We start from the raw sequence: 11,414 nt of genomic DNA, 5'->3' as shown, positions 1-11,414 counted from the left end.
CGGCATCAACGGCTGGGACGGAAGTTACCCGCACCGGGACGAGGAGGTGCGCGAGGCCCTCACCCTGGCCCCGCACATCCCGCTGGTGCGGACCGACGCGCGCCACCGCGACTCGGTGAAGAACACGCTCATCACGCTGGTGGAGCACGCCCTGACCATGCGCGTCGCGGTCCCCGGCTGGGGCGGCCGCTGACCTCCGGCCGCCCCCGGCGGGTCAGACCGCCGTGGCCTCGATCAGGCTGGCGTTGAACGGCAGTCCGACCACCTGGCGGATGCCCAGCCCGGCCTTCTCCAGCAGCACGGCGTACTCGCCGCGGCTGCGCTCGCGACCCTGCCCGAAGATGCCCAGCATCCGCAGGTCCAGATCCTTGCCGAAGTGCGGGGAGTCGTCGTCGGGCAGCACGATCTCCACCAGCAGCACCCGGCCGTCCTCCCGCATCGCCGCCCGCACGTTGGTGAGGATGCGCAGCGCGTCGGTGTCGTCCCAGTTGTGGATCACACTGCCCAGCAGGTAGGCGTCCGCCCCCCGCGGGGCCGAGGCGAAGAAGTCGCCGGCCACGAATTCGCACCGGTCGGCCAGCCCCCAGGAGGTGAACGCCTCCCGCGCGTCCGGGACGACGTGCGCCAGGTCGTACAGCACGCCGCGCAGGTGCGGGTTGGCCCGCAGCGCCGCCGCCAGGATGTGCCCGCGCCCGCCGCCCACGTCGACCAGCGTCTCGACGCCGGTGAAGTCATAGCGCTCGGCCACTCCGCGCGCCATGGGCACCGCGCGGTTGGTCATGTAGTCGTTGAACTCCTGCCCGAACTCCGGGTTGCGCGACAGGTGCTCGTAAAGGACGCCGTACCGCTCGACGAACGCCGACCGGCCGGTGCGCACCGTCTCGGTGAGCGACGACAGCGCGTACATCATGCACTCGTCGGTGGTGACGGTCACCGCGCTGCGCATCGACAGCGGCGCCTCCCGGTCCAGCGTGGCGCCCTCCGGGGTGAGCGCGTACCGGTCCGCGCCGGCGCTCTCCAGCAGCCCCATGGACGCCAGCGTGCGCAGCACCCGGGCCAGCGAGGGGGCGTGGGCACCACACCGCTCGGCCAGCTCGGCGACCGCCAGCGGGCCGTCGCGCAGGTGTTCGGCGCATTCCAGCTCGACCATCGTCCTGATCGCGGCCAGCCGGGCGCCGCCGCGGATCGCATCCCAGACCAGCGTTCCGGGATCGGTCATCTCTCCTCCAGTGATTTCACGAGACCACGCGCGGCCGGCCCGCCACGGGAGCGGCGGGGAGCCGGAGCCGCCGGGTCGTTCAGGGACGCGCGGGCGCGTGCTCGTCGCGGCCGCGCACCAGCCGGCCGACCTCGGCGCGCAGGTGCACGAACGCCGGATGCTCGCGGGTGGCGATCTGATCGCGGGGCGAGGGCAGGTCCACCTTCAGCTCGCCCGCGATCGTCGCCGGGGCCTTGGTCAGCACCACGACCCGGTCGCCCAGGTAGACGCTCTCGTCGATGTCGTGCGTGATCAGCAGCACGGTCATCCGGTGGTGGTCGCGTACCTTCAGCACCAGGTCCTCCAGGTCCTCGCGCGTCTGGGCGTCCACCGACCCGAACGGCTCGTCCATGAGCAGCAGCGCGGGCCGGTAGGCCAGCGCGCGGGCGATCGCCACCCGCTGCTGCATACCGCCGGACAGCTCCCACGGGTACTTGCCGGCCGCGCCGGAAAGGCCCACCTCGGCGAGGGCCTCGGCCGCCGCGGCGCGCCGGGCCGCCTTGTCCTTGCCGCGGCGGCGCAGCGGCAGGGCCACGTTGTCGCCGACCGTCACCCAGGGGAACAGCGAGCGCGAGTAATCCTGGAAGACCACCGCCAGGTCACCAGGGGTCCCGGCCACCTCGGTGTCGTTGACGCGGATCTGACCGCCGGTCGGGGTGAGCAGGCCGGCGATCGACCGCAGCAACGTGGACTTGCCGGCGCCGGACGGGCCGACGACGCACACCAGCTCGCCTTCGGCGACCCGCAGATCGATCCCGCCGAGGGCGTGGTGGGCCTTGGGGCCCGTCCCGTAGGTATGGCTCAGGTTGACGACATCGAGCACGGTGATTCCTCAGGTAGTCTGCTGGGCTTGCCGGTGCCAGGAGAGCACGCGCCGCTCCACGGCGAGGAACGTCGTGTTGAGCACGTAGCCGAGGATGCCGAGGACCACGATGATCCCCCACAACCGGGTCATGTCCATGAGCGACTGGGAGTCCAGGAGCTCGTAGCCGAACCCGTTGGTGCTGCCCACCAGCTCGGACACGACCATCAGGATGATCGACAGTGACAGGCCGAGCCGCAGTCCGGCGACGATCTTCGGGGCGGCCGCGGGGAGCATGAGCCGGAACAGCCGCTGGGCCCGGGACAACCGGAAGACCTGGGCGATGTCGGTGTGCAGCCGGTCCAGGTAGCGGGCCCCGTCGATGGTGTTGATCAGGATGGGCCAGATCACGCCGAAGACCACGGTGGCCAGCTGCATGTCGGTGACCTCGGCGAACAGCACCATGAACAGCGGGACCAGCGCGGACGGCGGCACCGCCCGGCCGAACTCGATGAGCGGGTCCACATAGTCGGCCAGCGCGCGCGACCGGCCGATGGCCAGCCCGAGCGCGACGCCGGCCACCGACGCGATCAGCCAGCCGCCGAGCATCCGGGCCAGGCTCGGCCCGAAGGTCTCCAGCGCCTCGTCGGTCAGGAACACCCGGCCGGCCGGTCCGGTCAGCCACTGCTCGTACATCCGGGCGGCGATCGCCGACGGCGGCGGGAAGAAGACCGATTCGGCCTGCCGGGTGCCGATCTCCCAGCCGGCCAGCGCCAGCGCGGCCAGCCACACCCGGCCGAGGACACCGAGGGCGCCGGCGCCGCGGCGCGGCGCCGGCCGGGCGGAGACGGCGGTCCCGCGCGGTCCGCCGCCGGTCGTGGTGACGGTCATCCGCCCACCGCCTTCATCGCGTGCCAGCGGAACGCCTGCCGCTGCAGGCCGACCAGCAGGGCGTTGGCCACCAGGCCGAGCGCACCCGTCCACAGGATGGCGGCCATGATGAGGTCGGTGCGCAGCGAGGCCCCCGCGGTGATCATGAAGACGCCGATGCCGCTGATGCCGCCGGACAGCAGTTCGGTGCTGACCGTGACGATGAAGGCCACCGAGGAGGCCAGCCGCAGCCCGGTCATCACGAACGGGGCCGTGCTCGGCAACGAGACCCGGGCCAGCACGCTCATCCGTCCGAACCCGAAGCTGCGCAACGTCTCCTTGGCCACCGGGTCCACCTCTCGGAGGCCGTACATGGTGTTGATGAGCAGGGGCCAGGTGGCCGCGAACACCACTACAATGATCTTAATGGTGTCGACGAACGGCACCACCAGGGTGACCAGCGGCACCAGCGCGATCGAGGGGATCGGCCGGAGGAACTCCACCAGCGGGCGGGCGGCCAGGTCGGCGCGTGGCAGGCTGCCGAGCAGCAGGCCGAGCGGCACCGCGACCAGCAGCGAGATGAGCAGGCTGGTTCCCCAGATCATGAGCGTCTTGCCCAGGCCCTCGGCGAACTGCGGGTCGGCGGGCAGCCGCACCGCCTCGACGAGCACGGTGGACATGTAGGGGACGACGCTCGGGTCGATCAGGCCGGTCCGGCCGGCGACCTCCGCTATGATCATGAAGCCCGCGACGCCGGCGGCGCCGCGGGCCAGACGACGGCCTCTCATTGCTGCGGCATGGGAACCAGCATCGGGGTGACGTCGAACTTCTCCTTGAGGTAGCCGTACTCCAGCATCAGGTCGGCGACCCGCTGGATGCGCTGGGCGCTCAGCGTCGTCGGGAAGTCCCCGAGGGTGATGGTGGAGATGACCGCCGGCGGGATCTTGGTGTACGTCGGCAGGATCTTCTCGATCTCCTTGCGGTCGGTCGCGGCGAGCTGCTGGGCCTTGGCGTACGCGCGCTGGAAGGCGGCGACGGTCTTGGGGTTGGCGTCGGCGAACTTCTTGGTCACCGTCCAGCCGGCGATCGGGAAGTCGGCCATCGCACCGGTCATGGTGTCGGTGAGCACCTTGGCGCCGTACTGCTGCTGCACCTGGGTGAGGAACGGCTCGGTCAGCCAGGCCGCGTCGGCCTTGCCGGTCGTCATGGCGCCCCACATCTCCGGGAAGGCGGTGGGGATGAACTCCACGTCCTTTTCCCGGTCCAGACCCGCGGTGCGCAGCGCGTTCCCGGAGGCCAGCTCGCCGATGCTGTTCTTCGCCGGTACCGCGATCTTCTTGCCCTTCAGGCCCTTGATGTCGGTGATCGGGGAGTCCTTGGGGACCACCAGGTCGAACACGTTGGGCTTGGCCTGGAAGGCGTCGGCGATGAAGCGGTACTCGCCCACCTTGGCGGCGCTGACGTTGATCATCGCGAAGTAGTTGCCGAGGATGACGTCGGTGCTGCCGCCGTTCAGAGCGGGGACCGCGTCGGCGCTGCTCTTCAGCGGGTTGATCTGGACATCCAGACCCTCGGCCTGGAAAAAGCCCTTGGCCTTGGCGATGTGGATGCCGGCCGAGTCCGGGATGGGAAGGGCGCCGATGACGATCTTGGTCTTTTCCAGCCCCTTCTCGCCGGCGGGAGCGGCGGCGGACCCTGTGTCGGAACCGCCGCAGGCCGCCACCGACAGGGCGGTGATCAAGCCCACGACAAAGGTACGACCCCTGAGCGCACTTCTCATCGAGCTGTCCTTTTAGGTTGTGAGGGGAAGAGTGCCGGGCACTGGCGCTGCGGAAGGCAGCTCTGACAGGCCGGTTGTGGCCCCAGTGACAGGCGAGCGTGAAGCCTATCGCAGAAGATCGGAGCCGACACGACAAGCGCTCCCATATCACGAAATCTAAACCTATATGGTCAAGATGTCGATACGGGTGTTTTATTTATATTTGTCCGTTGGACCGATACATGTCCGTTTTTTGGAGGGTGGTATGGCACGTCGGGCGGCGGGCGAGGTGGCACAAAGCGCGAGTGCAGGGCGCCGGCGTCCTGACCGAATAATGCTTTGGACCGGTCCAAAGACCCAGAGATGTTGGTCTAGCTCGTAGGCTTGTGCTCCAATTGCCCCTTGACTTGCCATGTGTCACAGAACACATGGCCTTTCCCTCCAAGAACAGACCAGCTTGGCGAGAGGTTGCGACCAGTGAGGACAGCAACAATCGAGAGCGGTCGCCGTACCGAGCCGGACGCAGCCCCACCGCCTGCCGATCCGGGCGCGCCTCAGGATCCAGGTCGCCCCGCCGGAAGGTCGTCGGCTCTGCGCAACTGGCGGGTACGTACCCGTCTCATCGCACTCATCCTGGTGCCCACCACGGTGGCCGTCCTCCTCGGTGGTTTCCGGGTGGCGTCCTCGATCCAGAGCGCCACCGAATACGAACGCGTCCGGACGGTGGCGGACTTCGTCATCGCCGTGAACGACCTGGTGCACGAGCTCGACTACGAACGCGACCTCACCGCCCGGTACGTCGCGGCCGGCCGCGCCGGCAACCAGGACAGGCTCATCAAGGACCAGCAGGGCGAGGTGGACGCCGTCGCGCAGAAGGTGCTGGACGGCCGGGAGACCGCCGAGTCCGCGCTGGGCGACGCCGGCCGCCAGAAGCTCACCGCGATCGTCGACCGCATCAACCAGCTTCCCCTGCTGCGCCAGGCGGCCGTCGGCAAGAACACCAACCTGCCGGCCCTGCCGGTCCTGGACAAGTACAACCTCGTCATCGACGACCTGCTCGCCATGCTCGACGAGACTGCCCGCGGCAGCACCGATGAGGGCCTGGACTCCTCCAGCGCCGCGTTCGCCTCCCTGGCCCGCTCCGCCGAGCAGGCCGCCCGGCAGCGCGGTCTCATGGTCATCGCCCTGGTCGAGCGGCAGTTCACCGTAAACGGCCTGAAGGCGTTCAACGCCGCCAGCGCTCAGCAGGGCACCGAACTGAGCGGATTCTTCCTGCGGGCGACCCAGGAACAGCGGCAGAAATACTTCGACAAGGTCACCGGCCAGCGGGTCGACCGGGCCGGCGCCATCGTGGCGCGCGTCCTGTTCCTCACCAACGAGGGGACGCCGCTGTTCCAGCAGCGGGTCGGCCAGTCCATCGACGCCTGGATGGAGGCCAGCGGCTTCCAGCTCGACCAGATGCACGACACCGTGCGCGATCTCGGCCGCTCCATCGTCGCCCGCGCCGCCGACCTGGCCCGCACCGACCAGAGCCAGGCCGCGGTCAACATCGGCGTCGTGGCCCTGCTGATCATCCTGGTGCTGGTCATCACCACCGTCATGGCCCGCTCGCTGGTCATCCCGCTGCGCCGGCTGCGCCGCGAGGCGCTGGAGATCGCCGGCCGCCGCCTGCCCGACACGGTGCAGCGGCTGCGCGAGTCGGAGGGCAACAGCGGCCCGCCCGACGTGCAGCCCATCGGCGTCTCCTCCAAGGACGAGGTCGGCGAAGTCGCGCGGGCCTTCGACGAGGTCCACCGCGAGGCGATCCGCCTGGCGAGCGACGAGGCCCAGCTGCGCAGCAACGTCAGCGCCATGTTCGTCAACCTCTCCCGCCGGACCCAGACGCTGGTGGAACGGCAGATCGCCCTGATCGACGGCCTGGAGCAGGGCGAGCAGGACGACAAGCGGCTCGGCGACCTGTTCCGCCTGGACCACCTGGCCACCCGCATGCGCCGCAACAGTGAGAACCTCCTGGTCCTCGCCGGGCAGGAGCCCGCGCGCCGCTGGAGCCAGCCCGTCCCGCTGCTGGACGTCACCCGCGCCTCGCTGTCGGAGGTCGAGAACTACGAGCGCGTCGCGATGAACGTCCCGGCCGGCATCACCCTTGCCGGCCAGGCGGTCAACGACGTCATCCACCTGCTCGCCGAGCTGGTGGAGAACGCCATCTCTTTCTCCCCGCGGGAGACCCGGGTCACCCTGTCCGCCAACCGCATCGACGGCGGCGGCGTGATGATCTCCATCACCGACGCCGGCATCGGCATGACCGAGGAGGAGCTGGCCCAGACCAACTGGCGCCTGGCCAACCCGCCGGTCGTGGACGTGTCGGTCTCCCGGCGGATGGGCCTGTTCGTGGTCGGCCGCCTCGCGCTGCGCAACGGCATCCGGGTGCAGCTGCGCCGGCACGACTCCGGCGGCCTCACCGCGATGGTCCTGCTGCCGGAGTCCCTGATGGGCTCACCTGCCGGCCAGGGCGCCGGCGGCGCCCCGGCGGCCCAGCCGACCTTCGCCGGCGGATCGGCCTGGTCCGGTACCGGCCAGCCCGCCGGGCAGGGGGCCTTCGCCGGCCAGGGCGCCGGGTTCGACACCCCCGGGCCGGGCCTGTTCGGCGGATCCTTCCCCGAGGCCGGCACGTTCGGCGCCCCGGCGACGGCGGGCCCGCTCGGCCCGACGACCGGCGGCGGCCTCAACGGGCCGGACTCCTTCGGCTCCTACGGCGGCCAGCCCAACGGCTCGGGCGCCTTCGGCGGCACCCCCGCCGGTGCCGGCACCTTCGGCGGGGCCGTCCAGGGCGGCCCCTACGGTCCGGGCACCGGCGGGTACGGCGGCGGCTTCGACGGCCCGCCGACCGGCGGTGGTTACGCCGGCCCGCCCACCGGCGGCGGTGCCGCCGGCCCCGCCTCCTTCGGCGGCCCGCCCACCGGCCCCGGCCAGTTCGCCACGCCCGCTCCGAGCGCCTTCGGCGGCCCGCCCACCGGACCCGCCGGACAGCCCACCGGTCCCAGCCTGTTCGGCCCGCCGACCGGCGATACCCCCGGCAACGCGGGACGCGCGCGCCCGCGCCGGTACGACAGCTCCGACCTGGACGCCGTCACCGGCCCCCTCCCGGCCGTCCGCAACAACCCCATGGAACACGGCGACGAGTTCCTGCCGATCTTCGCGTCGGTGGAATCGGCCTGGTTCCGCCGGGTGGACCGGGAACCTGACCAGGAGCAGACGGTCAGCACCCCCGCGTGGGAGGCGCCCGCCGACGCCGGATGGCAGGCCGCGGCCGTCGTCCAGGAGCCGGTGCGCGACGGCACCACCGCGGCCGGCCTGCCCAAGCGGGTTCCCAAGGCCAACCTGGTGCCCGGCTCGGCCAGTGCCGCCGCGGCCGGCGCCGCCCCGTCGCCGGCCCCGGCCATGCCGGCGCTCTCGCCGGACCGGGCACGCAGCCGCCTGTCCAGCTTCCAGCAGGGCATCCGCCAGGGCCGGGCGGTCGCCCGGGGCGAGCTGAGCGAGAACGAGGTGGCGTTCAAGGCCGATCTTTGGCGGACGCAGGGCGACAAGGAGGACAAGTGAGAGAGCTGAGCCAGGCCGCCCGCGGAGTCAACTGGTTGATCACCGACTTCGTCCGGAACGTCCCGGGGGTGGCGCACACCGTGGTGGTGTCGTCCGACGGGTTGCCGCTGGCCTATTCGGAGGGTTTCCCCAAGGACCGGGCCGACCAGCTGGCGGCGGTGGCCGCCGGGCTGATCAGCCTGACCCAGGGGGCCTCGCGGGTGTTCGAGGGCGGCGCGGTGACCCAGACCGTCGTGGAGATGCAGCGCGGGCTGCTGCTGATCATGTCGATCAGCGACGGCTCCTGTCTCGCGGTCCTCGCCGCACCCGACTGTGACATGGGTCTGGTGGCCTACCAGATGACGCTGATGGTCGAGCGCGCCGGTCAGGTCCTGACCCCTGCCGTGCGCGCCGAGCTTCAGGCGTCCAGTCCGCGGTGACCCCCATGGGTCCGGGCTGGGAGGACGGGCTCGGCCCGTACCGCCACGAGCCCTCGTCGCCGGTGCGGCCGTTCACCGTCACCGGCGGACGATCGACGCCGCGGACGCATCTGGCCATGGAGACGCTGGTCCACTCCATGATTCCGCACCACCAGGATATTTCCGGCCTGATCCCGGAGTACCAGGCGATCAACACGCTGTGCCGCCAGGTCCGGTCCGTCGCCGAGATCTCCGCGCTGCTCCGGGTGCCGCTCGGCGTCGCCCGGGTGTTGATCGCGGACATGGCGGGCGAGGGCCTGGTGCAGCTGCACCAGCCGCAGCTGGACGCCGGGAAGCCGGATCTCAACTTGCTTGAAAGGGTTCTCAGTGGACTTCGCAGGCTCTAGCGGCGGCGGGCTGACATCGACGAAGATCGTCGTCGCGGGTGGGTTCGGCGTCGGCAAGACGACCTTCGTGGGGGCGGTGTCGGAGATCCTGCCGCTCACCACCGAGGCGGTCATGACGGACGCCAGCGCCGGCATCGACGACCTGGGCCTCATTCCGAGCAAGACCACGACCACCGTGGCGATGGACTTCGGCCGCGTGTCGCTGGACAGCGAGCTCATCCTGTACCTGTTCGGCACGCCCGGGCAGCACCGGTTCTGGTTCATGTGGGACGACCTGGTGCGCGGCGCCATCGGCGCGGTCGTGCTGGTCGACACCCGCCGGCTGGCCGACAGCTTCCCGGCCATCGACTACTTCGAGGAGGCCAAGCTCCCGTTCGTCATCGGCCTGAACGGCTGGGACGGGCACCACCCTTACGGTGAGGAGGAGGTGCGCGAGGCCCTGACCCTGTCGCCGCACATCCCGATCGTGCGTACCGACGCCCGGCAGCGGGAGTCGGTCAAGAGCACGCTCATCGCCCTGGTGGAGCACGCGCTGACCATGCGCGTCTCGGTGCCCGGCTGGCGGGGTTAGCCGCGACCGGCCTCCCCGCCGCCCGCTCGGCACGCGTCAGCGGCCCGCCGAGCGGATAGGCTGGGAGGTCGATCCGCACGACCCCGGATGACCCGTAGCTGCAGAGGCTGGCCAATCACGTGTTCGAGACGCTTTCCGACCGGCTGACATCGGTTTTCTCCTCCCTGCGGTCGAAGGGGAGGCTGTCCGACGCCGACATCGACGCGACCTGTCGCGAGATCCGCATCGCCCTTCTGGAGGCGGATGTGGCGTTGCCGGTCGTGAAGGACTTCGTGGCCCACGTCAAGGAACGGGCCAAGGGCGCCGAGGTCTCCCAGGCGCTCAACCCGGCCCAGCAGGTCGTCAAGATCGTGAATGACGAGCTGGTGCAGATCCTCGGCGGCGAGACCCGCCGCCTGAGGTATGCCAAGCAGCCGCCGACGGTCATCATGCTGGCCGGCCTCCAGGGCGCGGGCAAGACCACCCTGGCCGGCAAGCTGGCCAGGTGGCTGCGCGAGCAGGGCCACGCGCCGCTGCTGGTCGCGGCCGACCTGCAGCGGCCGAACGCCGTCCAGCAGCTGCAGGTCGTCGGCGGGCGGGCTGAGGTCGCGGTGTTCGCGCCCGAGCCGGGCAACGGCGTCGGCGACCCGATCGCGGTGGCCCGCGACTCGGTCGAGCACGCCCGGCGCCAGCAGCACGACATCGTGATCATCGACACCGCCGGCCGGCTGGGCATCGACCAGGAGCTGATGAGGCAGGCCGCCGACATCCGCGACGCCGTCCGCCCCGACGAGGTCCTGTTCGTGGTCGACGCGATGATCGGCCAGGACGCCGTCGTCACCGCGCAGGCGTTCATGGAGGGGGTCGGCTTCGACGGCGTGGTGCTCACCAAGCTCGACGGTGACGCCCGCGGCGGCGCGGCGCTCTCGGTGCGGCACATCACCGGCCGGCCGATCATGTTCGCCTCGACCGGCGAGAAGCTCGAGGACTTCGACGCCTTCCACCCCGACCGGATGGCGTCCCGCATCCTGGACATGGGTGACATCCTCACCCTGATCGAGCAGGCGCAGCGCACGTTCGACGAGCAGGAGGCCGCCAAGGTCGCCGGCAAGCTCGTCTCCGGCGAGCGCTTCACGCTCGACGACTTCCTCGAGCAGATGATGATGGTCCGCAAGATGGGGCCGCTCAAGAACCTGCTCGGCATGATGCCCGGCATGGGGCAGATGCGCGATCAGATCAACCAGGTCGACGAGCGCGACCTCGACCGCATCGCCGCGATCATCCGCTCGATGACCCCCGCCGAGCGCCAGGACCCTAAGATCATCAACGGCTCGCGGCGGGCCCGGATCGCCCGCGGGTCCGGCGTGACGGTCACCGAGGTCAGCGGCATGGTCACCCGGTTCTTCGAGGCGCAGAAGATGATGCGCCAGATGGCCGGTGGCATGGGCATCCCCGGCATGCCGGGCGGGCGCAAGGGCGGCAAGGCCGCCCAGAAGAAGGCGAAGAAGGGCCGCAAGGTCAGCGGCGACCCGCGCAAGGCCGCCCTCGGCAAGGCCGGCGCGGCGTCCGGCGGGTCGAGCGCGCCACAGCAGCTGCCGCCCGGCCTCGCCGGCCTCGGTGGCAAGCTGCCGCCCGGCCTGGAACTCCCCCCCGGTTTCGACCCCAGCAAGCTCCGCCTCCCCGGCCAGCAGTAGCCCGCCCCCTGAGCCGCCCCTCCGGGCCGCGCGCGGAGCGAGCCGTTCCACCCGGTGCCGGCGCCTCCCGGGCCGGTTC

Annotated in this window: 10 protein-coding genes and 1 pseudogene; 6 read left to right on the top strand and 5 right to left on the bottom strand. The window is 70.9% G+C overall.

Going from position 1 to position 11,414, the window contains the following annotated elements; genetic code table 11:
• Positions 1 to 193: pseudogene (locus Sru01_RS27590) on the top strand (ATP-binding protein); the annotation flags it as partial.
• Positions 194 to 214: 21 nt separating this feature from the next.
• Here Sru01_RS27590 and Sru01_RS27585 read toward each other — a convergent pair.
• From Sru01_RS27585 to Sru01_RS27565, 5 genes are all read right to left on the bottom strand, one after another.
• Positions 215 to 1,219: a methyltransferase gene (locus Sru01_RS27585; protein WP_203991471.1), complete on the bottom strand. Its 1,005-nt coding sequence runs from the start codon at positions 1,217 to 1,219 to the stop codon at positions 215 to 217.
• A 79-nt stretch (positions 1,220 to 1,298) separates the two neighbouring features.
• Entirely contained in the window at positions 1,299 to 2,081 is a 783-nt protein-coding gene (locus Sru01_RS27580; protein WP_203991469.1) for an ABC transporter ATP-binding protein, read from the bottom strand.
• A gap of 9 nt (positions 2,082 to 2,090) precedes the next feature.
• The gene (locus Sru01_RS27575; protein ID WP_203991466.1) at positions 2,091 to 2,951 is read right to left on the bottom strand and encodes an ABC transporter permease; all 861 of its coding nucleotides are present in this window, start codon (positions 2,949 to 2,951) and stop codon (positions 2,091 to 2,093) included.
• Positions 2,948 to 3,718: an ABC transporter permease gene (locus Sru01_RS27570; protein WP_203991462.1), complete on the bottom strand. Its 771-nt coding sequence runs from the start codon at positions 3,716 to 3,718 to the stop codon at positions 2,948 to 2,950. The genes Sru01_RS27575 and Sru01_RS27570 overlap by 4 nt, the downstream gene beginning before the upstream one ends.
• Positions 3,715 to 4,710, bottom strand: coding sequence for an ABC transporter substrate-binding protein (locus Sru01_RS27565; RefSeq protein WP_203991459.1), 996 nt, complete (start codon positions 4,708 to 4,710; stop codon positions 3,715 to 3,717). The genes Sru01_RS27570 and Sru01_RS27565 overlap by 4 nt, the downstream gene beginning before the upstream one ends.
• A 615-nt stretch (positions 4,711 to 5,325) precedes the next feature.
• Here Sru01_RS27565 and Sru01_RS36365 point away from each other — a divergent pair.
• The 5 genes from Sru01_RS36365 to ffh all read left to right on the top strand — a co-directional run bounded on the left by Sru01_RS36365 (position 5,326) and on the right by ffh (position 11,335).
• Positions 5,326 to 8,286: a nitrate- and nitrite sensing domain-containing protein gene (locus Sru01_RS36365; protein ID WP_203991456.1), complete on the top strand. Its 2,961-nt coding sequence runs from the start codon at positions 5,326 to 5,328 to the stop codon at positions 8,284 to 8,286.
• Positions 8,283 to 8,705 (top strand): roadblock/LC7 domain-containing protein, encoded by a 423-nt coding sequence (locus Sru01_RS27555; RefSeq protein ID WP_275412217.1) that lies wholly within the window; start codon positions 8,283 to 8,285, stop codon positions 8,703 to 8,705. Before Sru01_RS36365 ends, Sru01_RS27555 begins: the two co-directional genes overlap by 4 nt.
• Positions 8,706 to 8,710: 5 nt before the next feature.
• Positions 8,711 to 9,091 (top strand): DUF742 domain-containing protein, encoded by a 381-nt coding sequence (locus tag Sru01_RS27550; protein ID WP_203991453.1) that lies wholly within the window; start codon positions 8,711 to 8,713, stop codon positions 9,089 to 9,091.
• Between the two features lie 10 nt (positions 9,092 to 9,101).
• A complete protein-coding gene (locus Sru01_RS27545; RefSeq protein ID WP_203991473.1) occupies positions 9,102 to 9,662 on the top strand; it encodes a GTP-binding protein in 561 nt (186 codons plus the stop codon).
• 119 nt (positions 9,663 to 9,781) lie between these two features.
• The gene (ffh, locus tag Sru01_RS27540; protein WP_203991451.1) at positions 9,782 to 11,335 is read left to right on the top strand and encodes a signal recognition particle protein; all 1,554 of its coding nucleotides are present in this window, start codon (positions 9,782 to 9,784) and stop codon (positions 11,333 to 11,335) included.
• Positions 11,336 to 11,414 lie beyond the last annotated feature (79 nt).

The sequence above is a fragment of the Sphaerisporangium rufum genome, assembly GCF_016863395.1.
Classification (GTDB): Bacteria; Actinomycetota; Actinomycetes; order Streptosporangiales; family Streptosporangiaceae; genus Sphaerisporangium; species Sphaerisporangium rufum.
This window is presented reverse-complemented; position numbering and strand designations above follow the sequence as displayed.

Excerpts from the sequence above, each read along its gene's own strand:
- Sru01_RS27585 (WP_203991471.1), bottom strand. The coding sequence starts at position 1,219 with ATGACCGATCCCGGAACGCTGGTCTGGGATGCGATCCGCGGCGGCGCC.
- Sru01_RS27575 (WP_203991466.1), bottom strand. The coding sequence starts at position 2,951 with ATGACCGTCACCACGACCGGCGGCGGACCGCGCGGGACCGCCGTCTCC.
- Sru01_RS27570 (WP_203991462.1), bottom strand. The coding sequence starts at position 3,718 with ATGAGAGGCCGTCGTCTGGCCCGCGGCGCCGCCGGCGTCGCGGGCTTC.
- Sru01_RS27565 (WP_203991459.1), bottom strand. The coding sequence starts at position 4,710 with ATGAGAAGTGCGCTCAGGGGTCGTACCTTTGTCGTGGGCTTGATCACC.
- Sru01_RS27550 (WP_203991453.1), top strand. The coding sequence starts at position 8,711 with ATGGGTCCGGGCTGGGAGGACGGGCTCGGCCCGTACCGCCACGAGCCC.